General features: G+C 66.9%; 20 protein-coding genes. 12 read left to right on the top strand and 8 right to left on the bottom strand.

All coding sequences use genetic code 11. The annotated features are described in order from the left end of the window. Positions 1–15 precede the first annotated feature (15 nt). Positions 16–705, bottom strand: a complete 690-nt coding sequence (gene phoB / locus EDC25_RS06445) for a phosphate regulon transcriptional regulator PhoB (RefSeq protein WP_132577321.1) — start codon at positions 703–705, stop codon at positions 16–18. Between the two features lie 228 nt (positions 706–933). Here phoB and EDC25_RS06440 point away from each other — a divergent pair, with 228 nt between their 5' ends. The 5 genes from EDC25_RS06440 (at position 934) to phoU (ending at position 5,562) form a co-directional block, all read left to right on the top strand. Further along, a complete protein-coding gene (locus EDC25_RS06440; protein WP_123522499.1) occupies positions 934–1,965 on the top strand; it encodes a PstS family phosphate ABC transporter substrate-binding protein in 1,032 nt (343 codons plus the stop codon). A gap of 106 nt (positions 1,966–2,071) precedes the next feature. Further along, positions 2,072–3,013, top strand: coding sequence for a phosphate ABC transporter permease subunit PstC (pstC, locus tag EDC25_RS06435; RefSeq protein ID WP_123522498.1), 942 nt, complete (start codon positions 2,072–2,074; stop codon positions 3,011–3,013). Position 3,014: 1 nt separating this feature from the next. Next, the gene (gene pstA / locus EDC25_RS06430; RefSeq protein ID WP_123522497.1) at positions 3,015–3,935 is read left to right on the top strand and encodes a phosphate ABC transporter permease PstA; all 921 of its coding nucleotides are present in this window, start codon (positions 3,015–3,017) and stop codon (positions 3,933–3,935) included. Beyond that, positions 3,932–4,834, top strand: coding sequence for a phosphate ABC transporter ATP-binding protein PstB (gene pstB / locus EDC25_RS06425; protein ID WP_243695103.1), 903 nt, complete (start codon positions 3,932–3,934; stop codon positions 4,832–4,834). The genes pstA and pstB overlap by 4 nt, the downstream gene beginning before the upstream one ends. A gap of 17 nt (positions 4,835–4,851) precedes the next feature. After that, on the top strand, positions 4,852–5,562 hold the full coding sequence (gene phoU / locus EDC25_RS06420) for a phosphate signaling complex protein PhoU (RefSeq protein WP_164484092.1): 711 nt from the start codon (positions 4,852–4,854) through the stop codon (positions 5,560–5,562). Positions 5,563–5,639: 77 nt separating this feature from the next. Here phoU and EDC25_RS06415 read toward each other — a convergent pair whose 3' ends face one another. From EDC25_RS06415 to EDC25_RS06395, 5 genes are all read right to left on the bottom strand, one after another. Continuing rightward, a complete protein-coding gene (locus EDC25_RS06415; RefSeq protein WP_123522495.1) occupies positions 5,640–6,299 on the bottom strand; it encodes an HD domain-containing protein in 660 nt (219 codons plus the stop codon). A 201-nt stretch (positions 6,300–6,500) separates the two neighbouring features. Next, positions 6,501–7,433 (bottom strand): hydroxymethylbilane synthase, encoded by a 933-nt coding sequence (gene hemC, locus EDC25_RS06410; protein ID WP_123522494.1) that lies wholly within the window; start codon positions 7,431–7,433, stop codon positions 6,501–6,503. A gap of 137 nt (positions 7,434–7,570) precedes the next feature. Beyond that, on the bottom strand, positions 7,571–8,308 hold the full coding sequence (locus EDC25_RS06405) for a LytR/AlgR family response regulator transcription factor (RefSeq protein WP_205985003.1): 738 nt from the start codon (positions 8,306–8,308) through the stop codon (positions 7,571–7,573). After that, positions 8,290–9,315 (bottom strand): sensor histidine kinase, encoded by a 1,026-nt coding sequence (locus tag EDC25_RS06400; RefSeq protein WP_132577320.1) that lies wholly within the window; start codon positions 9,313–9,315, stop codon positions 8,290–8,292. The genes EDC25_RS06405 and EDC25_RS06400 overlap by 19 nt, the downstream gene beginning before the upstream one ends. A gap of 36 nt (positions 9,316–9,351) precedes the next feature. Then, the gene (locus EDC25_RS06395) at positions 9,352–10,029 is read right to left on the bottom strand and encodes an alpha/beta hydrolase (RefSeq protein ID WP_123522491.1); all 678 of its coding nucleotides are present in this window, start codon (positions 10,027–10,029) and stop codon (positions 9,352–9,354) included. Between the two features lie 379 nt (positions 10,030–10,408). Between EDC25_RS06395 and EDC25_RS06390 the strand changes: the two genes are divergently transcribed. The 6 genes from EDC25_RS06390 to EDC25_RS06365 are packed head-to-tail and all read left to right on the top strand — an operon-like array spanning position 10,409 to position 16,257. Further along, positions 10,409–13,234, top strand: a complete 2,826-nt coding sequence (locus EDC25_RS06390; RefSeq protein ID WP_132577319.1) for a monovalent cation/H+ antiporter subunit A — start codon at positions 10,409–10,411, stop codon at positions 13,232–13,234. Continuing rightward, a complete protein-coding gene (locus tag EDC25_RS06385; RefSeq protein WP_123521267.1) occupies positions 13,234–13,587 on the top strand; it encodes a Na+/H+ antiporter subunit C in 354 nt (117 codons plus the stop codon). Before EDC25_RS06390 ends, EDC25_RS06385 begins: the two co-directional genes overlap by 1 nt. Further along, complete coding sequence (locus tag EDC25_RS06380; RefSeq protein WP_132577318.1) at positions 13,584–15,116, top strand: monovalent cation/H+ antiporter subunit D; 1,533 nt, start codon at positions 13,584–13,586, stop codon at positions 15,114–15,116. The genes EDC25_RS06385 and EDC25_RS06380 overlap by 4 nt, the downstream gene beginning before the upstream one ends. Before the next feature lie 3 nt (positions 15,117–15,119). Continuing rightward, the gene (locus EDC25_RS06375) at positions 15,120–15,617 is read left to right on the top strand and encodes a Na+/H+ antiporter subunit E (RefSeq protein ID WP_123521268.1); all 498 of its coding nucleotides are present in this window, start codon (positions 15,120–15,122) and stop codon (positions 15,615–15,617) included. A 23-nt stretch (positions 15,618–15,640) separates the two neighbouring features. Continuing rightward, positions 15,641–15,883 carry a K+/H+ antiporter subunit F gene (locus tag EDC25_RS06370; protein ID WP_205984892.1) on the top strand — a complete coding sequence of 81 codons (243 nt, stop codon included), beginning with the start codon at positions 15,641–15,643 and terminating at the stop codon, positions 15,881–15,883. After that, a complete protein-coding gene (locus tag EDC25_RS06365) occupies positions 15,880–16,257 on the top strand; it encodes a Na+/H+ antiporter subunit G (protein WP_123521270.1) in 378 nt (125 codons plus the stop codon). The genes EDC25_RS06370 and EDC25_RS06365 overlap by 4 nt, the downstream gene beginning before the upstream one ends. A gap of 6 nt (positions 16,258–16,263) precedes the next feature. Here EDC25_RS06365 and uvrD read toward each other — a convergent pair whose 3' ends face one another. Beyond that, on the bottom strand, positions 16,264–18,468 hold the full coding sequence (gene uvrD / locus EDC25_RS06360) for a DNA helicase II (RefSeq protein ID WP_123521271.1): 2,205 nt from the start codon (positions 18,466–18,468) through the stop codon (positions 16,264–16,266). A 1,217-nt stretch (positions 18,469–19,685) separates the two neighbouring features. Between uvrD and ubiA the strand changes: the two genes are divergently transcribed. Continuing rightward, on the top strand, positions 19,686–20,702 hold the full coding sequence (gene ubiA / locus EDC25_RS06355) for a 4-hydroxybenzoate octaprenyltransferase (protein WP_240639596.1): 1,017 nt from the start codon (positions 19,686–19,688) through the stop codon (positions 20,700–20,702). Between the two features lie 36 nt (positions 20,703–20,738). Here ubiA and EDC25_RS06350 read toward each other — a convergent pair whose 3' ends face one another. Further along, positions 20,739–21,746 (bottom strand): integron integrase, encoded by a 1,008-nt coding sequence (locus EDC25_RS06350; RefSeq protein ID WP_123521272.1) that lies wholly within the window; start codon positions 21,744–21,746, stop codon positions 20,739–20,741. Positions 21,747–22,461 lie beyond the last annotated feature (715 nt).

The raw sequence follows: 22,461 nt of genomic DNA, 5'->3' as shown, positions 1-22,461 counted from the left end.
TCAACGCGTGCGCGATCAGCCCGTCGTTGCAGAAAAGCGGTAACCGCTGCCACGCACGGTCTGCACCATGCCATCAAGTCCATGCTCCTCGAGCAACTTGCGCAGGCGCCGGATATGCACGTCCACGGTGCGTTCCTCGATGTAGACGTTTCCGCCCCAGACGTGATCGAGAAGCTGCGGGCGCGAGAACACGCGGTCCGGGTGGGTCATGAAGAACAGCAGCAGTCGGTACTCGGTCGGCCCGATCGGAACAGCGGCGTCTCCGGCATGGACGCGATGGGCGGCGGTGTCCAACCGGAGCCCGCCGACGCTGACGGTGCCATCCACGTCTTCGCCGCGTGCACGACGAAGGACGGCGCGCATCCGCGCCAGCAGCTCGCGCGCCGAGAAGGGCTTCACCACGTAATCGTCGACACCGGCTTCGAGTCCGCCTACCCGGTCGTTCTCCTCGCCGCGTGCGGTGAGCATGATGATCGGCACGTAACGGGTCAGCATTTCGCGCCGCAGGCGCCGGGCAAATTCGATTCCGCTGATCCCCGGAAGCATCCAGTCCAGAAGGATCAGGTCGGGCACATGATCGGCAATCGCCAGCTGCGCTTCACGCACATCGCCGACAGCAACCGTCTCGAATTCGGCGCGCAGGGCAAACGTGACCATGTCTCGAATGGCGGGCTCATCATCGATGATCAGGACGCGACGGGTCATGGGTGGGCCAGTGCTGGGGATCGGTGGGCGTCAAGTTCATAACACTTTCATGACAGTGATATGACCGGATCGCCTCCGACATGGCGCCTCGCGTCGGTGCCGGCCCGCCGCGCCCTTGAAAAGACGCCTGGCCGGAACAGGAGTCCTGCTGTCATGTTGCCGCAACAAACGCAGCATATCTTGTGCGCCGCAATGATCCAGCGACCTCTCCAGCCAACCGGAATTCCCATGCGCCACGACGTTCGCCTGCTTCCAGTTCTCGTCGTCCTTTGCATTGCCGCCTGCGCTGATAGCGAGGTGGACGGCGGGCCTCCCGGCCCACCGCGCCCCGTCCCCACACCGCTCGTCCAGATCGATGGATCCAGCACCGTGTATCCGGTCACCGAAGCGGTCGCCGAGGAATTCCAGGCACGGCGCGGAGGGCGTGTGCGGGTCACGGTGGGCGTCTCAGGCACCGGCGGCGGCTTCAAGAAGTTCTGCCGCGGCGAGACGCAGATATCGAATGCCTCGAGGCCTATCCTCGAACAGGAGATCCAGGCCTGCGCGGCGGCCGGGGTACGTTACATCGAGCTTCCGGTGGCGTTTGATGCCCTGACCGTGGTGGTCAATCCGCAGAACACGTGGATCGACTCAATCAGCATCGAGGAGCTGGCAACCATGTGGCGCCCGGAAGCGCAAGGCACGGTGTCGAAGTGGTCCGACGTCAATCCATCCTGGCCCGGTCACCCGCTGAGGCTGTTTGGCCCCGGTGCCGATTCCGGTACCTTCGACTACTTCACCGAAGCCACCGTCGGCAAGGCGAAGTCGAGCCGCGGTGATTTCACCGCATCCGAGGACGACAACGTTCTCGTCACAGGCATCGCCAATGACGCCAATGCGCTCGGTTTCTTCGGACTGGCCTACTACAGCGAAAACCGCGACCGACTGCGCGCGCTTGCGATCCGCAATGGCAGTGGCCCAGCCGTTGCACCGTCGCTGCAGTCGGTGGCCGACGGCAGCTACACCCCGCTGTCACGACCCATCTTCATCTATGCCAATGCCGATGCGGTGAACCGGCGACCGGAATTGCGCGAGTTCGTCGAGTTCTATCTGACCCATGCCCAGGACCTGATCCGGGAAGTCGGCTATGTGCCGCTGCCGGACGAAGCCTATCAACTGGCCCTTGCCCGACTGTCGCGCGGCGACACCGGTAGCGTGTTCGAAGGGCACTCCGAGGTTGGCGTGCGCGTGGAGGAACTGCTCCAGAGGACACCGAAGTAACCCGGTCCCGACTTGATACCAGACACATGATCAACGCACCCGCTTGCAGTACCTGGCTGGCCGGAGGCCGTGAAAGGCTTGTCGTCCCTCCGGCACCCGCGGCGTCATGAGCGCCAGTGCCGTCAAGAATGCGACAGCGCTCCCCGGCCGGCGCGGTCTTCGCCGCTCACGCCTGGCCCGTCCGTCCGAATTCGTGGCTGAAAGCCTGCTTCTCTTCGCCGCGCTCTCCGCAGTCGCCATCACGCTGGGGATCGTCTTCATTCTCGTGCGCGAGTCGGCAGCGTTCTTCACCCATGTGCCAATCGTCGACTTTCTGACCGACATCCAATGGACACCGCTGTTCGAGAGCCCCCGCTACGGAATCCTGCCGCTGCTCGCAGGCACGCTGACAGTGAGTCTGGTGGCCCTGGCGTTCGCGGTACCGGTCGGCACGATCACCGCGGTGTATCTGTCCGAGTTCGCATCGCCCCGATTGCGCGAGACGGTGAAGCCTGTACTGGAACTGCTGAGCGGCGTGCCGACAGTGGTCTTCGGCTACTTCGCCCTGTTGTTCGTCACGCCGCTCCTGCAGAAGCTCGTACCTGGCCTGCCGGGCTTCAACATGCTTGGGCCCGGCATCGTGATCGGCATCATGATCGTTCCCTACATCAGCAGCCTCTCTGAAGACGCCATGCGGGCCGTGCCGATGCATCTGCGCGAGGCGAGTTTCGCAATGGGCGCATCAAGGTTGCAGACGGCCGTTCGCGTCGTTCTCCCGGCAGCCACGTCCGGCGTCGTCGCGTCCTACATCCTCGCCGTGTCGCGCGCAGTCGGGGAAACCATGGTTGTTGCGATCGCCGCGGGACAACAGCCGAACCTCACCTTCGATCCCACCGAGGCCGCGGCGACGATTACGGCGTTCATCGTCCAGGTTGCCATGGGCGACCTTCCACATGGTTCGATCGGCTACCAGAGCATCTTTGCCGCCGGCCTGACGCTGTTTCTCCTGACCCTTTCCTTCAACGTGCTCGGCTGGTTCGTCCGGCGGCGATATCGCGAGGCCTACTGACATGGAACCCGGCACGCACGACCTTCGCGTCCTGATCGGACGTCAGCGCCTGTGCGACGTCCTTTTCGAAGGACTTGGCGCCTTCATGCTGCTCATGTCCCTGTTCATCCTGGCGGCGCTGTTCATAAACCTCGCCATTGAAGGACTTGCGCGCCTGCAGCCGGATTTCTTCCTCGATTTTCCGTCACGTCGTGCCGGGCAGGCGGGCATCCTGTCCGCCTGGGTCGGCAGCGTCCTGGTCATGTTGGTCACCGCGGCAGCGGCGCTGCCGGTCGGTGTTGCCGCAGGTATCTGGCTGGAAGAGTACGCGCCGAAAAACTGGTTGACCGACGTCGTCGAGATCAATGTGACCAACCTTGCCGGTGTGCCTTCGATCATCTACGGACTGCTCGCCCTGGGACTTCTGGTACACCAGTTCCGGCTCGGCGAAAGCATCCTTACCGCGGGACTCACGCTCGGGATGATGATCCTGCCCGTGGTGATCGTATCGACCCGCGAAGCGATCCGTGCGGTGCCGCAGACGATCCGGGAGGCGGCATACGGCCTTGGCGCCAGCCGTTGGCGGGTCACGCGCGATCACGTTCTCCCCTATTCGGTCGCCGGCATTCTGACCGGCGTGATCATCGGCCTGTCGCGGGCAATCGGCGAGACGGCCCCGATCATCACCATTGGTGCGCTGACGTTCATCGCCTTCCTGCCTCCAGCCCCCGTCTCTGCGGTGCCTCCTTTCATCAATTTCGAGTGGCTGTCCTCGCCCTTCACGGTCCTGCCCATCCAGATGTTCAACTGGATCTCCCGACCCGATCCGGCCTTCCAATCCAATGCTGCGGCGGCCGGCCTGGTCCTGGTGATATTGACGCTCTTCATGAACGCCATGGCCATCTGGTTGCGATATCGGGCCCGCAAGAGGATCAAGTGGTGAGGCATTTCCATATCGACAATCCGACCATGAAGAACGACTCGAGCACTGCAGGCGTACACATTCCTTCGGCGCGCGCCATTGAATCGGTCGGCGCCGGCGGATTCCGCTCCGACCTGCTGCGATCCACCAGCAAATCTTCGGCAATCAAGGCGGAAGTGCGCGGCCTCGACTTCCACTACGGGGGTTTCCGTGCCCTGAAGGATGTCTCGATGCAGGTCCAGGCCAATGAGGTCACGGCGCTGATCGGTCCCTCCGGCTGCGGCAAGTCGACCTTTCTGCGTTGCTTCAACCGGATGCACGATCTGTATCCGGGCAGCCGCTATGACGGAGAGATCCGTCTCTACCCCGACGACGTCAACCTGCTGGCGCCGGACATCGATCCGGTGGAAACCAGGATCAGGATCGGCATGGTGTTCCAGAAGCCCAATCCCTTTCCGAAGTCGATCTTCGAAAACGTCGCATACGGCCTTCGGATCACGGGCGAGAAGCGACGGCAGGTCATCCACGAAAAGGTCGAGAAGGCGCTTCGTGACGCGGCACTTTGGGACGAAGTGAAGGATCGCCTCCACCAGCCGGCGACCAGCCTCTCCGGCGGCCAGCAGCAGCGCCTGTGCATCGCCAGGACGCTGGCCACCGAGCCGGAGATCGTGCTGTTCGACGAGCCGACCTCGGCGCTCGACCCGATCGCGACCGCCAGCATCGAGGAGCTGATCATCGAACTGAAGGAGCGGGTGACGATCCTGATCGTCACCCACAACATGCAGCAAGCCGGGCGCGTTTCCCGGTATACGGCCTTCATGTACCTGGGAGAACTTGTCGAGTTCGGGGAGACCAGTCGGATCTTTACCCGGCCCGCCAAGCGGGAGACCGAAAACTACATCACCGGCCGGTTCGGATGAGGCGTAGCGAGGAAACCATGAGCACCACCGACAGCGGTCACACCGTGAAGAAGTTCGACGAGGAGCTTGCCTCTCTGCGGGGCGTGGTGTTGCGGATGGGTGGCCTGGTCGAAGAACAGCTCAGGCGCGCTCTGAAGGTGCTCGCCGACGGGGATGCCGAGGGTGCGCTAGATGTCATCAAGGGGGATCTCGAGATCGACCTCATCGAGCTCCGGTCCGACCAGGAGATCGCCCAGTTGCTCGCACGGCGTTCGCCGCTCGGCGTCGATCTGCGAACCGTATTGATGCTGTCAAAGTCCGTCACCGACATCGAGCGCATCGGGGACGAGACCAAGAAGGTGGCCAGGATCTGCGTGAGGCTGCCGGATAACGGCCGCGAGCTGCGCACCCTGCCGTACATGCACGAGATGCAGGTGCTGGGCGAAATGGTGTCGCGGCAGCTTGCAGGCGCACTGGACGCACTGGCCCGGCTCGATCTCGCCCGCGCCGATGAAATCCGCCGCAACGACGATGCGGTCGATGCCGCCTGCAATTCGCTGCTCGACCATATCGCCGGCCACATGCAGGAGGCGCCGCACACCATTCCCGCCGCTGTGCTGCTGTTGTTCGCGACCAGGGCGCTGGAGCGCATAGGCGACCACACCAAGAACCTCACCCAGTACGCCGTGTACCTCGTCGAAGGTCGTGATGTCCGCCATCGGAAGGCGGTGCGCGCGGCGCGGGCCTGAAGAGAACGCTACAGGCCGGAATCAACCAGGGCGGGTCCAGCGTGGTGCCGGTGCGTGCTGCACAGGCCGGGCGGCGCTCAGCGGGTGAGCGTGTTCCTGCCCAGTGGAATGCGGTCCTGGGCGCCGGCCAGTTCGTGGATCCGGGCGACGGTGCGGTCGAACTCGCGCGCCAGCTCGCGGAAGCGCGGATTCTCCGCGTCGGCACGTTCCAGCAACAGGCGTGCGAGGGCTTCGTAGTACTGCAGCGTGCCCAGGCGGCCGGCGGTGAAGCGCTCGAACACGTCCGGTCCGGCGTCACCCTGCAGATCGGCAAGGATGGCGCGTACGTTGTGCAGCTTGTCGCAGGCGGACACCAGCAGCGAGGCCTCGTCCTCGGTCGCCAGGTGGGCGACGTACAGCAGCTTGCGCTCCACCCAGTCGGCGAACCGGTCGGCATCCGTGCGGACCCTACCCTTGGACTCGGCCGAACCGTCGGTGCAGTCCCTCACGATCCTCGCCACCGCATCGCCGAACTGGACGCGGATGCTGGGCTCGTGGCCGCTCCCGCAGTCTTCCAGCACATCGTGGAGCAGCGCGGCGATCGCCTGGTCCTCGCTGCCACCGTATTCCAGCACCAGGCTCGCGACGCCCAGCAGGTGATAGAGGTACGGAATCGACGTGCCCTTGCGGAAGTGGCCCGCGTGGGCAATGCGCGCGTATTCGACGGCCTGGGTGAAACGGGGCGAAAGTGTTGTCATGGCCCAGCCTCCTCGACGGGTTGAGTGTGCCAGGCGCATAGCGCGCGCCTGCCTGCCAATGCCGCCGGTATGACGGCGCCATGGCCCGACGAAGCGCCCGACCGGAGATCCAGCACGGCGCCGAAAGCCGGCGCGGGATGGGATCCAGCGCGGCGTTCGCTTGCTGCTTGCGATGCGTGGCGGCGACCGCGCACCTGGGACCTACCCTTGCGCGCCGTTGGCGCCCTTGCCAAGCAGCGCTTCCGCACCCTGGCCGCGCAGCATGCCGGCGACGTGTTCGCCCAGCGCTTCGGGATCGCCCGCGTGGCCTTCGGCGTCGGCCCGCAGCAGCGTGCCGTCGCTGGCATCACCGACAAGGCCGTGCAGGTGCAGGCGCTCGCCCTCCAGGGTGGCGAAGGCGCCGATGGGCACGCTGCAATCGCCGGCCAGGGCGCGGTTGAGTGCGCGCTCGGCGCGCACGCAGGCGGCGGTCTTGACATGGTGCAGCGGCGCCAGCAGCGCGGCGGTGGCCTCATCACCGGCGCGTGTTTCGATGGCGATGGCGCCCTGGCCGACGCCGGGCAGCCAGTCCGGCGCTGCCATCGTGGCGGTGATGCGGTTTTCCAGCCCAAGGCGGCGCAGGCCTGCGCAAGCCAGGATGATGGCGTCGTAGTCGCCGTTGTCCAGTCGCGCCAGTCGCGTGTTGACGTTGCCGCGCAGGTCAAGCAGTTCCAGGTCCGGTCGCGCCGCGCGCAGTTGCGCCTGCCGGCGCAGCGACGAGGTGCCGACGCGGGCGCCGTGGGGAAGCTGCGCCAGCGAGGCGTACCGGTTGCTGACGAAGGCATCGGCCGGGTCGGCGCGTTCGAGGATGGCGGGCAGCGCGAACGGCTCTTCCAGCACCGCCGGCACATCCTTGAGCGAGTGCGCGGCGAGGTCGGCGCGACCTTCCAGCAGCGCGTATTCCAGTTCCTTGAGGAACAGCCCCTTGCCGCCGATGGCCGCCAGCGGCGTGTCCAGTACTTCATCGCCGCGCGTGCTCATCGGCAGCAGCTCGACGTCGAGGCCGGTATGCGCGGCGCGCAGGCGCGCGGCGACGTGTTCTGCCTGCCACAGGGCCAGGGCGCTGCGGCGGGTGGCGATGCGAAGGATGGTCATGGCGGGAATTGTAAGCGGGGCGGGCAGCTGCCGCCCCTGTCGCAGGTCAAGGCGACCGCCCGGGGGGCAATCCGATACCGCGGTGCTGCGGCGAACCGACGCGTTTCCGGCAGGCCGGCGGGTCGGGTCCGATCCGCCTACAGGCGCGAAAGACGGGCGCGCACGCCCGGCAGGTTGCGACGGCTGACTTCCAGCGTGTCGGGCAGTCTGTCCAGCCGGACGCGTTCGCTGCCGTCGCCGCCACGTTCCAGCCCGCGGATGCGCGTGCTGGCGACCAGGCAGTTGCGGTGGATGCGCAGGAAGCGCTCGCCGAACTCGCGCTCGATCGCGGTCAGCGATTCCTCGATCAAGTGCTCGCCCTCGGCGGTGACCAGGCAGACGTACTTGTCCTCCGCGCGCAGGCAGAGGACATCCTCCACCGGAACGAGCCGCAGCGCGCCGGCCCGGCGGACACGGAAATGCCGGCGTGCCGGTTCGGCGGCGACCTCGGCGGCATGGGTCGATGCGATGCGGCGCGCCCGCTCCAGCGCCTGCGCCAGGCGCTCGGCGCGCACGGGCTTGAGCAGGTAGTCGACGGCGCCGGTCTCGAACGCGTCCAGCGCGCGGTCGTCGTAGGCGGTCAGGAAAACGACCACCGGCGGCTGCGGCAGCGTCGCGAGCTGCTTCGCGGTCTCCAGCCCGTCGATGCCGGGCATGCGGATGTCGAGCAGCACCAGGTCGATCGGCGCGCCGCGGCAGGTGGTGATCGCGGTCTGGCCATCACCGACGTCGGCGATGATCACGACGTCGGCATGGACGGCCAGCAGTTCGCGCAGCCGCGCACGTGCCAGCGGTTCGTCATCGACGATCAGCACTTTCATGGCAGCGGCAGCCACAAGGTCACCGTGTAATGACCGTTGTCGCCATCCAGCGACAGCCGCGCGCTGGCACCCAGCGTATGCCGCAGCCGGTTGCGGATGTTTTCCTGCGTGCGGCCGGGCTTGCCGGCGGCCACCGGGCTGGCCAGCGGATTGCGCACGCGGATGGTGACGCCGCGACCGTCCCGTCGCGCATGCAGGCCAACCGTGCCGCCGCCCGGCATCTGCGCCACGCCGTGCAGCACGGCGTTCTCGACCAGCGGCTGCAGCGTCAGGGTCGGCAGCGGCAGGAACAGTGGCAGGTTCTCGTCCACCTGCCAGTCCACCTTGAGTCGGTCGCCGAGGCGCAACTGTTCAATCGACAGGTATCGCCGCGCCAGGTCCAGTTCCTCGCGCAGGCGCGTGCGTCCGCCGTCGCGGGCCAGCGCCGCGCGCATCAGGTCGGCAAGGTCGAGCACGGCTTCCTCGGCGGCATCGGGCCGGCTGCGGATCAGGCCGCTGACGGTATTGAGCGTGTTGAACAGGAAGTGCGGCTGGATGCGTGCCTGCAGGGCATCGAAGCGCGCCTGCGCCTCGCTGCGAGTCGCCCGCATCCAGCGTTCCTGGATGTGCGCATAGCGCAGTGCCAGCGCGCCGAAGACGACGGTGAGTGCGGCACTTGAGGCACAGAAATACAGGTCGCTGGATTCGCCGGTGACATGCAGGCCCAACGCATGGTCCAGCCAGCGCACGACCCAGGCGCCGGCGCAACTGAGCGCGGCGACCAGCAGCAGCGCCAGCGGCGCGCCCTTCGCGGCCGGCAGGCGGTTGAACCAGGGGCCCAGCACGCACAGCGTGATACTGCAGACCAGTGTCAGCCAGATCGCGAACAGGCAGTTGGTAGCGAACTCGCCCAGCGTGAAGCCGGGCGATCCCGGCGCCAGCGACGCCGCCAGCGCGACGCCGGCGGCAATCAGCATCGCTGCGAACAGCATCGGCGTCCGGCAGAAATCCGGCAGCCAGGCGTCGGCGGCTCGTGTCCCCATGGCCGAAGTGTAGCCGCCGCGGCCGGCGGCGGAAGCTCAGGCGCCGGGCAGGGCGCGCAGGCGCTCGCCGAACCAGGCGCGCAGGTCGGCGATCTGTTCCAGGCACACCTGGTGCTGCATTGGATAGCTGTGCCACTGCACCGCATAGCCCCAGCCTTCCAGCGTGCGGCGGGCATGGTCGCCCAGTGCCGCGGGGACCACCGGGTCCTGGCTGCCGTGCATCAGCAGCAGCGGCGCGCGGGCGTTGGCTTCGCTGCGCTCGGCGCCCAGCGCCTCGGCCATGGGCAGGTAGCAGGACAGTCCGGCGATGCCGGCCAGCGTGCGCGGATGCCGCAGTCCGGCCTGCAGCGCCATCACGCCGCCCTGCGAGAAGCCGATCAGGATGATGCGGTCGCTGGGAATGCCGCGCTCGTTCTCCGCGCCGATCAGGGCTTCGATCTGCTCCAGCGAGGCGCGCACGCCGGCCTCGTCGGCACGCTCATCCAGACTCAGCGCCCGGATGTCATACCAGGCGCGCATGGGCATGCCCATGTTCAGCGTGACCGGCCGCACCGGCGCATGCGGGAAGATGAAGCGCACCGCCGGCCAGGACGGGTCCACCAGTTCCGGAACGATGGGCTCGAAATCATGGCCGTCGGCGCCCAGGCCATGCAGCCAGATGATGCTCGCAGCGGGCGCCGGGCCGGTTTCCTTGGTCACGCAGGGCAGGGTCATGCTGTCTCCGGGCAGGTGGGCGGACGGTCCGGCAGCGTGGATCGGCCGGCGGTCGGATGCGGGCCGGCCAGTGTAACGGGCGCGCCGGTTTGCATGAATCGCCGTTCAATTGTCGCCGCGGGTTCAGGTTACACTTCGGCGGTCAATCCGGACCTCGGAAAGGTTGCGCCGGCCCCGGCCTCGCGATCGTGGCAAGTGCGCCGCCGCGGAACGCCGCGGTGCCAGCAGCCGGCGCGCGCCAGTGGCGCGGCGCCGCGGTCGCGCAGCGCAGGCGCGCCCTTGTCCAGCGGTCCAGAAGTGCCCGTGACCCGGATGGTCACGGATAGGTCGGGCGCAATGCCCGCAAGGTGGCCCCGCCACCCATCGTCGAGGACCGTGGATGCTGTATCTGTTGCTGGCCATGCCGTTTATTGCCGCCCTGGTGGTCGCGTTCGCGTCGCCGCTGCAGCGGCGCGCGATCGGCTGGCTGGCGGCACTGGTACCGCTCACCGGGCTGGGCATGGTGCTGGCGCAGTCACCTGCTGTCCTGAAAGGCGAGGTGCCGCGGGCGGTGCTGCCCTGGCTGCCGCAGGTCGGACTGATGTTCGACATCCGCATGGACGGCCTGGCCTGGATGTTCTCGCTGATGGTGCTGCTGATCGGCACCCTTGTGGTCATCTATGCGCGCTACTACCTGAGCAAGTCCGACAGCGCGCGCCGCTTCTTCGCCTACCTGCTGCTGTTCATGGGCGCGATGCTGGGCATGGTGCTGGCTGGCAACCTGCTGATGCTGGTGGTGTTCTGGGAGTTGACCAGCATCGCTTCCTTCCTGCTGATCGCATTCTGGTCGCACCGCTCCGACGCCCGCGAGGGCGCGCGCATGGCGCTGGCGATCACCGGCGGTGGCGGCATGGCACTGCTCGGCGGCGTCATCCTGATCGGCCGCATCGTCGGCAGCTACGACCTTGACGTCGTCCTCGCCTCTGGCGACCTGATCCGCAACAGCGAGTGGTATCCGTACGTGCTGGGCCTGGTGCTGCTCGGCATCTTCACCAAGAGCGCACAGTTCCCGTTCCACTTCTGGTTGCCGCATGCGATGGCGGCACCGACGCCGGTGTCGGCCTACCTGCATTCGGCGACGATGGTGAAGGCCGGTGTCTTCCTGCTTGCGCGCCTGCATCCGGCGCTGGCCGGCACCGACCTGTTCTTCTACGTGGTCAGCGGCGTGGGCGCGGTGACGCTGCTCACCGGTGCCTGGCTGGCGATCTTCCAGCACGATCTCAAAGGACTGCTGGCCTATTCGACGATCTCGCACCTGGGCCTGATCACGCTGCTGTTCGGCCTGTCCACGCCGCTGGCGGTGGTCGCCGGCCTGTTCCACATCCTCAACCACGCCACCTTCAAGGCGTCCCTGTTCATGGCGGCCGGGATCATCGACCACGAGACCGGCACCCGCGACATGAGACGGCTGGGCAATCTGCGACGGCACCTGCCCTTCACCAGCACGCTGGCGATCATCGCCACGCTGGCGATGGCGGGCATCCCGCTGCTCAACGGTTTCCTGTCGAAGGAAATGTTCTTCGCACAGGCGCTGGAGATCGAAGGCCACGCCAACATGCGCATGGCGATGACGGTGGCCGCGGTGCTGGCCGGCGTGTTCGGCGTCGCCTACAGCCTGCGCTTCGTGCACGACACCTTTTTCGGCAAGGGGCCGCGCGCCGTCGAGGGCGACATCCACGAACCGCCGCGCTGGATGAAGATCCCGGTCGAAGTGCTGGTGGTGCTGTGCCTGGCGGTCGGCATCGTGCCGGCCTGGACCATCGCGCCCGTGCTGCACACCGCCGCCCAGGGCGTGCTCGGCGCCAAGGTTCCGCATTACTCTTTGGCGATCTGGCACGGTTTCAACCTGCCCTTGCTGATGAGCATTGCCGGCGTGGTCGGCGGCGTCCTGCTGTATTTCGCGATGCGCCGGCTGCTCGACCTGCATGCCATCGTGCGCGGATCGCTGGGCCGACGCATCTATCTGTTGAACGTCGAACGGCTGTACGCGCTGGCCAACCGCTTCACGCGCGCGATCGCCAACGGCAGCGAACAGCGCAGCCAGCTGCTGCTGGTGCTGGTGGCGATGGCGCTGGCCGGCGTGCCGCTTTTCGGTAGCGGCGCGCTGTGGCCGGCCGCCCTGCCATCCCTGTCCAGCCTGCCGCTGCTTGGCTGGCTGTGCTGGTTCATCCTCGTCGCTGGCACGCTGATCACGCTGTCGATGTACCGCTATCGCCTGCGGGCAGTGATCGTGGTCGGCGTCGTCGGCCTCATGGTGAGCCTCGCCTTTGTCTATTTCTCGGCGCCGGACCTGGCGCTGACGCAGCTGATGGTGGAAATCGTCACCGCCTGCCTGATGCTGCTGGCACTGAACTACCTGCCCAAGGAAGCGGTGCCGGAGCGTTCCACCGTGCGGCGCTGGCGTGACGCTGCGATCGCGGTCACCGCCGGTGGCGGACTGGCGGCCATCGTGTACGCCATGCTGACGCGGCCGAGCAGCACGATCGCCGGCGAGATCCTCGCGCGGTCGCTGCCGGAAGGCCATGGCAGCAATGTCGTCAACGTGATCCTGGTCGACTTCCGCGGCTTCGATACCTTCGGTGAGATCACCGTGTTCGCCATCGCCGGCCTGATCGTGCACGCGCTGCTGCGCCGCACGCGGATGGCGCCGGAAGAAATGGTCGAAGGCCCGCCAATGCCGCTGCCGATGGCGGCCGACCTCAGCCAGGTCTTGTTCCCGCTGGCCCTGACGGTTTCGATCTACCTGTTCCTGCGCGGACACAACGCGCCCGGTGGCGGCTTCATCGCCGGCCTGGTGCTGGTCGTTCCCGTACTGCTGCAGTACGTCATCCAGGGCATGGAGCGCGTCGAGCGCGTGCTCGGCATCGACTATGTGCGCTGCATCGGCATCGGACTGCTGATCGCGGCGGCAACGGGCCTGGCGCCGATGCTGCTCGGTTATCCCTTCCTTACCAGCGGCCACGTCGGGCCGGTGCTGCCGGTGGTCGGGGAAGTTCCGCTGGCCAGTGCCACCGCCTTCGATATCGGCGTGTACCTGGTGGTCTTCGGTGGCGCAATGCTGATCCTCTCGACCATGGGCGGCATCCGGCCGTCGCTGCTGCGCAAGACCTATCGCGGCATGATCCAGCGGCCAGATCCGGCCCAGTTCCGCGGGAGGCGCGCCTGATGGAAATCGCGCTCGCCAGTGCCATCGGCATCCTGGTCGCCGCCGGCATCTACCTGCTGCTGCGCGCGCGCAGCTTCGACGTCATCCTCGGACTGACGCTGCTGTCCTACGCCACCAACCTGCTGATCTTCTCGGCCGGCCGGCTGGTGCCCGGCAAGCCGCCGGTGCTGCGCTCCGGCATCGATCCGACGCTGGCCAACCATGTCGATCCGATCCCGCAGGCGCTGGTGCTCACCGCCATCGTGATTTCCTTCGCGATGACGGCGGTCATCCTCGTGCTCGCCATGCGCGGCCGCGCCGACAACGGCAGCGACCACGTCGATGGCACCGAATCGAAGGAGCGTGACCGGTGAGCACGCACCTGCCCGTCCTGCTGATCGTCTGGCCGCTGCTGGTCGCCGGCTCGTTGCTGCTGCTCGAACGCGCCAGCATCAAGGTCCAGCGCATCGGTGCGTGGGCCGGCCTGGTGGTGCTGGTGGCGCTCGCCATTTCCCTGCTCCGCCAGGCCGACAGCGGCGAAATCACCGTGTACCTGCTCGGCGACTGGCCGGCGAGACTGGGCATCACCCTCATGGTCGATCGCCTGTCGGCGTGGATGGTGATGGTGACGGCACTGCTGGCGGTGCCCTGCCTGCTGCATGCCTGTGGTGGCTGGGACCGGCGAGCGCCGCATTTCCACGCGCTGTTCCAGCTGCAGCTGATGGGCATCAACGGTGCCTTCCTGACCGGCGACATCTTCAACCTGTTCGTGTTCTTCGAGATCCTGCTGGCGGCGTCCTACGGTCTGCTTCTCAGCGGCGGCCGCGGCGGCCGCATCCGTGTCGGCTTCCATTACATCGCCTTCAACATTGCCGCATCGACGTTGTTCCTGATCACGCTGGGCCTGCTCTACGGCCTGCTCGGCAGCCTCAACATGGCGGAGCTGGCGGTTCGCATCGGCCAGGTCACGCCGGAAAGCCGCGCGCTGGTGCAGGCCGTTGCAGGGCTCCTGCTGGTGGTGTTCTGCGCCAAGGCCGCGCTGCTGCCGTTGTACCTGTGGCTGCCTGGCACCTACGGCCGCGCACCGGCGGCGGTGGCGGCCCTGTTCGTCATCATGACCAAGGTCGGCCTGTACTCGGTGCTGCGCGTGTACAGCCTGTGGTTCGGCGACCTCGCCGGCGACCTTCAGGGTTTCGCCTGGGAATGGCTGCTGCCGGCCGGCATCGCCACGCTGATGCTTGCCGCGCTGGGCGCCCTGTCGGCGGTGCGCCTGCGCATCCTTGCCGGTTACCTGGTGCTGGTGTCGGCCGGAACGCTGTTCATCGCCATCTCACTGGCGCGTCCGGATGCCGTTGCCGCCGCCCTGTATTACCTGGCGCACAGCACTTTCGTTGTCGCCTCGCTGTTCATGATCACCGAGCTGGTGCGCCGCCATCGCGTGACCGACCGCATGAACGTGGTGCTGCCGATCCTCAAGCCGCTGGTGCCGGGCACGCTGTTCACGATCGCCGCGATTTCGGTGATCGGGCTGCCGCCGCTGTCGGGTTTCATCGGCAAGTTCGCGATGCTCGCCACCGTGCCCGATGAATGGGTCGGCTGGGTCTGGACCAGTGTGCTGGTGTCCAGTTTTTTCGTGCTGGTGGCGATGGTCCGTGCCGGCACCAAACTGTTCTGGGACATCAAGCCCGAACAGGCGGATGACCCCGCGCGCAAGGCGAAGCGGCGCACCGGGCACTGGCCGGAGCGTGTCGCCATCATCGTGTTGCTGGCCTATGGCATTGCACTGACGATCGCCGCCGCACCGGCGATGCGCTACGCGCAGGCCGCTGCCGGGCAACTCGCCGAGCCGTCGATCTACGTCCAGTCGGTGCGCGGGCAGGCACCACAGGTGCGGGGGAAATAAGCCATGCGCACGCGATTCCGGAGCATCCTGCCGTCCATTCCGCTGAGCCTGATGATCTTCGTGTTCGGCATCCTGCTGGCCGACCGCATCACCGCCGGGCAGATCGTGCTGGCCGGCATCCTGGCGCTGGTGATTCCGCAGGTGTCACGCCGCCTCGAGCGCGAGTTCGCGCGCATCAAGAGCCTGAAGCCGCTGCCGCGACTGGCCTGCGTGGTGCTGTACGACATCGTTCGCGCGAACATCCATACCGCGCGGCTGGTGCTCGGGCCGGAGCGCCAGCTCAAGCCCGGTTGGGTCTGGGTGCCGCTGGACTTCAAGAACATCCACGGCATCACCGCGCTGGCCAGCGTCATCACGCTGACGCCGGGGACAGTGTCGGCGGAATTGTCCGACGACCGCAAGTACCTGCTGGTGCATGCGCTGGACCTGCCTGATCCGCAGGCGCTGATCGACGAGATCAAGACGCGCTACGAGGCGCCTCTGAAGGAGATCTTCCCGTGATCGAGATCGCCATCCTCATCTCCATGTATGCCATCGGCGTCGCGATGCTGCTGTCCCTGTACCGGCTGGTGCGCGGGCCGGAGGTCGTCGACCGCATCCTGGCGCTGGACACCTTCAGCATCAACGCCATCGCGCTGCTGATCCTCGATGGCATGTACCTGGGTTCGGAGATCTATTTCGAGGCGGCGCTGGTCATTGCCATGCTCGGCTTCGTCACCACCGTCGTGTTGTGCAAGTACGTGCTGCGCCGGGACATCGTCGAATGAATCCGGTCGCTGAAGTCATCCTGTCGCTGCTGCTGGTGGTCAGCGCGTTCTTCACGCTGGTCGGTTCGCTCGGCCTGGTGAAGCTGTCGGACTTCTTCCGGCGCCTGCATGGCCCGACCAAGGCGACGACCATGGGCGTCGGCTGCATCCTGGTCGTGTCGGTGTTCTACCACGCGCTGATCGGCAACAGTTTCCATCCGCGCGAGCTGCTGGTGTCGGTGCTGCTGATCGTCACCGCGCCGATCAGCGCCAACCTGTTGGCCAAGGCGGCGCTGTCGCTGAAACTGAAGAAGCGGCCGCAGTGCCCGGCCGATGAAACGCCGGATCCGGAACACCTGGACAGTCCGGCCGACCGCCGGCCGGACGAACTCTGAGCGCGCTCAGGCGGCGCTGAGATTGGCGTAGGCCAGCACCAGCCACTTGCTGCCGGCATCCTCGAACTGCACCTGCACGCGGGCATGGTTGCCGTTGCCTTCGGCGTCGGTGATCGTGCCTTCGCCAAACTGCGGATGGCGCACGCGCTGGCCCAGTGCGAAGGCGCCGCCATCCAGTGACGACGAGGGCCATGACGGCGCGCTGCCGGCCACAGTGCGACCGGAACGCAGCGCCACTTTGGGTCGCACCGCGTGCAGCAGCTCGGGCGGGATCTCGGTCAGGAAGCGCGACGGACGGTTGTAGGTTTCCACGCCATGCAGGCGTCGCGTCTCGGCATAGCTGAGCACCAGTTTTTCGCGCGCACGCGTGATGCCGACATAGGCCAGGCGCCGCTCCTCCTCCAGGCGGTCATCGCTGTCCAGCGACTTCTGGCTGGGGAACAGGCCTTCCTCCATCCCGGTCAGGAACACTTGCGGGAACTCCAGCCCCTTGGCCGAGTGCAGTGTCATCAGCTGCACGCAGTCCTGGCCCGGATCGCCCTGGCCCTCGCCGGCTTCCAGCGTGGCATGGGCAAGGAACGCCGCCAGTTCCGACAGGCCGGCTTCGCGGTCTTCCGGCGTCAGTTCGAAGCGGGTGGCGACGCTGACCAGTTCGTCCAGGTTCTCGATGCGCGCCTCGGCGTTGAGCTGGCCTTCGCGCTGGTAATGCTCGCGCAGCCCGGAGCGTGCGATGACGTGGTCGAAGCGCTCATGCAGTTCCAGTTCCGCCGTATCCGCCGCCAGTGTGTCGAGGCGTTCCATGAACGCATACAGCGCGTTGCGCACGCGGGCGGCTAGTTCCACCACGGGTTGCCCGGGCTGCGCGGCATGCCGGCCGCTGGCGCGCGCCGCCGTCTGCCACAGCGAGGTCGCCGTGGCGCGCGCGCCCTGGCGGATCAGCTCAAGGCTGCGCTCGCCGACGCCGCAGTTCGGTGCCGCGATCGCGCGCTCGAAAGCGCCGTCGTCATCGCGGTTGGCGATCAGGCGCAGCCATGACAGTGCGTCCCTGATCTCGGCGCGCTCGAAGAAGCGCAGGCCGCCATAGACGCGGTAGGGCACGCCGGCCTGGACCAGCGCCTCTTCGATTACCCGCGACTGCGCGTTCGAGCGATAAAGCACGGCGTTGTCCGATGGCTGGCCGCCGCCCTTGATCTGCGCCTCGATGCGCTCGACCACGAAGCGGGCCTCGTCCTGTTCGTTGTAGGCCGCGTACAACTCGATGGGCTCGCCTTCGCCGCCGTCGGTCCACAGCTTCTTGCCCAGGCGCTCGGCATTGCGGTCGATCACCGCATTGGCCGCCTTCAGGATGTTGGCGGTGGAGCGGTAGTTCTGTTCCAGCTTGACCACGCCGACGTCGGGGAAATCGCGCAGCAGGTGCTGCATGTTCTCGACGCGCGCGCCGCGCCAGCCATAGATCGCCTGGTCGTCGTCGCCGACCGCGAACACCTGTGCGGTCTTTCCGGCCAGCACGCGCAACCAGGCGTACTGCAATGTGTTGGTATCCTGGAACTCGTCGACCAGCAGGTAGCGGAAGCGCTGCTGGTAATGCGCCAGCAGGGCCGGGTGCTGCAGCCACAGCTCGTGGCTGCGCAGCAGCAGCTCGGCGAAATCCACCAGTCCGCTGCGGTCGCACTGTTCCTGGTAGGCGCGATAGACATCGACCAGCGCCCGGTGCGTGGGATTGCTGCCCGGATCGATCTCGTGCGGCCGGCGACCTTCGTCCTTCTGCGCGTTGATGAACCACGCCGCCTGCTTGGCCGGATAGCGGCCGTCGTCGAGGCCGAGGCCGGCGATCACGCGCTTGAGCAGGCGCACCTGGTCGTCGGTGTCGATGATCTGGAAGGTTTCCGGCAGCTTCGCCTCGCGCCAGTGCTGGCGAAGCAGGCGGTGGGCCAGGCTGTGGAAAGTGCCCAGCCACAGGCCGCGCGTGCCGTGTTCGATCAGCTGCTCGCAGCGGTGGCGCATCTCCGCCGCCGCCTTGTTGGTGAAGGTGACCGCCAGCACCGCGTACGGCGACACCTTTTCCACCTCGAGCAGCCAGGCGATGCGGTGGATCAGCACGCGGGTCTTGCCGGAGCCGGCGCCAGCCAGCACCAGCGTATGGCCGGGACCGGCGGCAACCGCGTCGCGTTGAGCCGCATTCAGGGAATCGAGCAGATGCGAGACATCCATCGCGCAATTGTACCGGTGCACTCCTGCACGGACGCCGTAGAATTGCCGACATGAACGACGAGGCCGCCAAACCGCCCCGCAAGCGCGCGCCGCGCCGCAAGGCCTCGCTGCCGGATGCGGCCGCGCCGCCCGTCGGGACGACGCCAGCCCTGCCAGCGACAACGGGCGAAGGAACGGCCGGCACGTCCGACGCGGCGAAGCCCGGCCGCAAACGCGCGGCGCGCAAGGCCGTCGACGACACTGCGGCTGGAACGGCCGCGAAGGTGCCGGCGCGGCGGGCACCTGGAAAGGCCGCGGCGAAGCCGGTCCAGAATCCTCCTGACGACTCGGTGCCGTCGACCGCCTCACGCAAGGCCGGATCGGCTGCGCCCGGCACCCGTACGCGTCGCGCCGCTAAAGCGCAGGTCGCCGCGGCGGATCCGTCTGCCGCAGTAGAGGAAGGCGGCACTTCCGTCCAGAAGGCGCCTGCGGACGCGAAGAGGCGACCGGATGCCGTGCGATCGCGTCGGGTGGGTTCCCCGAAAGCGCCGGTGGACCCGGCAGCCGGGCGGCAGGCTGGCGGCGCCGCGCCTGCGCCTGTTTCCGCGCACCCGCCAGCACCCGCGTCTTCGTCTGCGTCTGCCCGAGAATCAGCGCCGACCTCGGCGCAGTCCTCAGCGCCGGCATCCGCGCCGGCACCGGCCGCGAGCGGAGGTGCGCCGGTAGGCACGACCAGGACGCCCCCGCAGACTGCTGCCGACGCTGGGACAGGGTCGCCACAGAGCGGATCCGGTTCGGCCGCCTCGCGCACCGCACCGCCTGACGATCCGATCCAGTCGGCCACAAACGAGAAACCCCGCCCGTCGGCCGCGACATCCGCGATATCGGAGGCGCCGCCCCGAGCGCCCGCCGCATCAGCACCGTCGACGGCCAACGCGCCGGCCACGCCACCACCCGCCGCGAGCGATTCGCGGGCGCACGTCGCCGGCAACGACAGCGGTCACAAGCGCGAGGCAGCCGGAGCCGCGGCGACCCGCAACCGCGCCGACACCGCTGCCGCGCACTCGAAAGCACAAGCCGTTCCGGCTGCCCACAGGCCGCAAACCAAGGCGGCCTGGCAGGGTGGCGGTCGCGTAAGCGTCGTCGCCCCATCCGCCCCGCTTGCCGCACAGGCCGAAACCCCGCAATCCGCCACGTCGGCCGATACGGCAACGTTGCCCGGTCCGTCACGCGGACGCATGGACAACGACAGCCATCACGCAATGCCTGCCGGTGACGCGCGCAGCCCGGTGCCGGAACCCTCGTTCATGCGCGAGGTCCGCGCCGCGACGCCGCAGCCCGCAACAAAGCCTGCGCCACGCCCCGAACCGGGCCGTCCGCGCGCACCGCTGACCGGCTGGCGCGCGCGCATCGATCCGTGGTGGCGGCTGGCGCGCTTCGACCGGCCCATCGGCTTCCTGCTGCTGCTGTGGCCGACCTGGTGGGGACTGTGGGCTGCGGCCGAAGGCACGCCACCCATGAAGCTCTGGCTGATCTTCACGCTGGGCGTGATCTCGATGCGCGCCGCCGGCTGCGTCATCAACGACTACGCCGACCGCTGGCTGGACCACGCGGTCAAACGCACGCGGTCACGACCACTCGCCGCCGGCGAGCTGACCGGCGGCCAGGCGCTCGCGTTCTTTGCGGCGTTGCTCATACTGTCCTTCGTGCTGGTGCTGTTCACCAACGCGCTGACCATCAAGCTCGCCTTCGTCGGCGCCTTTCTCGCCGCCAGCTATCCGTTTCTCAAGCGCTACACGCACCTGCCGCAGATCTACCTGGGCATGGCGTTCGGCTGGTCCATTCCCATGGCCTTCGCCGCCGTGCTCGGCGAAGTGCCGCCGCTGGCGTGGCTGCTGTTCTGCGCCAACATCCTGTGGTCCACCGCCTACGACACCTGGTACGCCATGGTCGATCGCGACGACGACCTGCGCATGGGCGCCAAGTCCACGGCGATCCTGCTCGGCGACATGGATCTTGTCGGCATCGCCCTCCTGCACGGCACCTTCCTGCTGTCGATGACCTTCGCTGGACAGCAACTGGGACTGGGCTGGCCCTACTGGGCGAGCCTCGCCGTCGCCATCGCCCGGTGCGGACACCAGCTGTGGCGCGCCCGCCATCGTGACCGCGACAACTGCTTCCGTGCCTTCATCGACAACCACTGGGTCGGCATGGTGCTGTTCGTCGGCCTGGCTACCGGACTGGCGCTGCGCTGAGGACTTTGCCCCCGCGCCCTGGGACGGCCGCGCTGATCAGGCATCAAGCGGACTGCGTACGCCGTGCGCACCGCGATTGAGCACATGGGTGTAGATCTGTGTCGTGCTGACATCGTTGTGGCCGAGCAATTCCTGCACCGTGCGGATGTCAGCGCCGGATTCCAGCAGATGGGTGGCGAAACAATGCCGGAAGGTGTGCGGGCTGACCGGCTTGTCGATGCCGGCGCGACGGGCCGCCGCACGCACCGCCCGCTGCAGGACGGACTCATCCAGATGATGCCGCCTTGTCTTCCCGTCCAGCGGATCGGTTGCACGGCGCGATGACGGAAACACGTATTGCCAGCCGGGCTCCCTGGCCGCGTTGCGATACTTGCGCGACAAGGCATAGGGCAGGGACGTGGCGCCGAAGCCCTCGTCGACATCCCGTCTGTGCAGCAACCGAACCAGCTCAAGTTGTGCCGCCAGCGGTTCTGCCAGTCGCTCTGGCAGTACTGTCCGGCGGTCCTTGCCGCCCTTGCCATCGCGAACGGTGATCTCGCGTCGCGCCAGGTCCACATCCTTTACGCGCAGGCGCAGGCATTCCATGAGCCGCATCCCGCTGCCGTACAGCAGACCGGCCATCAGCGCCTCCCGACCCGACAGTTCACGCAGCACAGCGCGTACCTGAATCGGCGACAGGACCACGGGCAGGCGTGGTGCGCGTCTCGCCCTGACGACCTTGTCCATCCACGGCAGCTCGACATCCAGCACCTCCCGATACAGGAACAGCAATGCCGCCAGGGCCGGGTTCTGCGTGCTCGGCGCCACGCGATCGACAGTGGCCAGCGCGCTAAGGAACCGCTCCACCTCCGGTCCACCCAGATCACGCGGATGCCGCGGCAGATGCTTCCTGATATACCGGCGAATCCAGTACACATAAGCCTGTTCCGTGCGCAAACTGTAGTGTTTCAGGCGCAATCGTCGGCGAACTTCGTCCAGGAGCCGGGGCTGCGTCTGTGCCGGGGACGCCTCTGTTATGACGGTGTCGCTGCCGTGATAATGCATAACACTGCACCCATGCCGGATAACGCGGACAGCCTGGCGGATGGCGCAGCCGCACGCCTGGGTATGTGGCATTGATTCCCTTGGGAATTTTCTGATTGACGGGGGCCGCCGCCGCCCACTACAAAAGGCGCTACACCCCACTTCGGGGTCGAATAGTAGTTAGGCTGCACAACCAACCGTCAGGGGGGACTCGAAAATGAAAAAGCTTGCAATCGTTCTCGCGCTTGTCTCAATCTACGTTCCGGCCAATGCGCAAACGCGCTGCTCCACCGACTCGCTGGGCAACACTACTTGCCGCAATAGCAGTACCGGCACAACGACACGCGGCTACACAGACTCCTTGGGAAATAGCACTTATCGGCGCAGTGATGGCACCACTGTTCGCGGTTACACCGACTCGCTTGGCAATAGCACATACCGCAGCAGTGATGGCACTACCACCCGCGGTTACACCGACTCTCTCGGAAATAGCACATACCGCAGCAGCAACGGCACAACTGTCCGCGGATACACTGACTCGCTTGGCAACTCGACATACCGCGACAGTAACGGCAATACAGTCCGTTGCTACACGGACTCGCTAGGCAACAAGACTTGTCGCTAGTGCAGCCTAACAATTCTGTATGGACTCCCCCGTCAACCCCTGACGGCATCACGATGTGAAGCGCCAGCTTCACGGCTTTTGATTCTGCATTTTCCATCCTGCTGACGCTCT

Origin of the sequence: Pseudofulvimonas gallinarii (assembly GCF_004343305.1) — a bacterium.
Classification (GTDB): Bacteria; Pseudomonadota; Gammaproteobacteria; order Xanthomonadales; family UBA2363; genus Pseudofulvimonas; species Pseudofulvimonas gallinarii.
This window is presented reverse-complemented; position numbering and strand designations above follow the sequence as displayed.

What these genes read in the sequence shown, in the direction of transcription:
- pstA (WP_123522497.1), top strand. Translation starts at nt 3,015, where the DNA reads ATGGAACCCGGCACGCACGACCTTCGCGTCCTGATCGGACGTCAGCGC.
- EDC25_RS06375 (WP_123521268.1), top strand. Translation starts at nt 15,120, where the DNA reads ATGCGCACGCGATTCCGGAGCATCCTGCCGTCCATTCCGCTGAGCCTG.
- phoB (WP_132577321.1), bottom strand. Translation starts at nt 705, where the DNA reads ATGACCCGTCGCGTCCTGATCATCGATGATGAGCCCGCCATTCGAGAC.
- EDC25_RS06415 (WP_123522495.1), bottom strand. Translation starts at nt 6,299, where the DNA reads ATGACAACACTTTCGCCCCGTTTCACCCAGGCCGTCGAATACGCGCGC.
- EDC25_RS06400 (WP_132577320.1), bottom strand. Translation starts at nt 9,315, where the DNA reads ATGGGGACACGAGCCGCCGACGCCTGGCTGCCGGATTTCTGCCGGACG.
- EDC25_RS06365 (WP_123521270.1), top strand. Translation starts at nt 15,880, where the DNA reads ATGAATCCGGTCGCTGAAGTCATCCTGTCGCTGCTGCTGGTGGTCAGC.
- hemC (WP_123522494.1), bottom strand. Translation starts at nt 7,433, where the DNA reads ATGACCATCCTTCGCATCGCCACCCGCCGCAGCGCCCTGGCCCTGTGG.
- pstC (WP_123522498.1), top strand. Translation starts at nt 2,072, where the DNA reads ATGAGCGCCAGTGCCGTCAAGAATGCGACAGCGCTCCCCGGCCGGCGC.
- EDC25_RS06350 (WP_123521272.1), bottom strand. Translation starts at nt 21,746, where the DNA reads ATGCATTATCACGGCAGCGACACCGTCATAACAGAGGCGTCCCCGGCA.
- phoU (WP_164484092.1), top strand. Translation starts at nt 4,852, where the DNA reads ATGAGCACCACCGACAGCGGTCACACCGTGAAGAAGTTCGACGAGGAG.
- EDC25_RS06440 (WP_123522499.1), top strand. Translation starts at nt 934, where the DNA reads ATGCGCCACGACGTTCGCCTGCTTCCAGTTCTCGTCGTCCTTTGCATT.
- ubiA (WP_240639596.1), top strand. Translation starts at nt 19,686, where the DNA reads ATGGACAACGACAGCCATCACGCAATGCCTGCCGGTGACGCGCGCAGC.
- uvrD (WP_123521271.1), bottom strand. Translation starts at nt 18,468, where the DNA reads ATGGATGTCTCGCATCTGCTCGATTCCCTGAATGCGGCTCAACGCGAC.
- EDC25_RS06390 (WP_132577319.1), top strand. Translation starts at nt 10,409, where the DNA reads ATGCTGTATCTGTTGCTGGCCATGCCGTTTATTGCCGCCCTGGTGGTC.
- EDC25_RS06385 (WP_123521267.1), top strand. Translation starts at nt 13,234, where the DNA reads ATGGAAATCGCGCTCGCCAGTGCCATCGGCATCCTGGTCGCCGCCGGC.
- EDC25_RS06395 (WP_123522491.1), bottom strand. Translation starts at nt 10,029, where the DNA reads ATGACCCTGCCCTGCGTGACCAAGGAAACCGGCCCGGCGCCCGCTGCG.
- EDC25_RS06370 (WP_205984892.1), top strand. Translation starts at nt 15,641, where the DNA reads ATGTATGCCATCGGCGTCGCGATGCTGCTGTCCCTGTACCGGCTGGTG.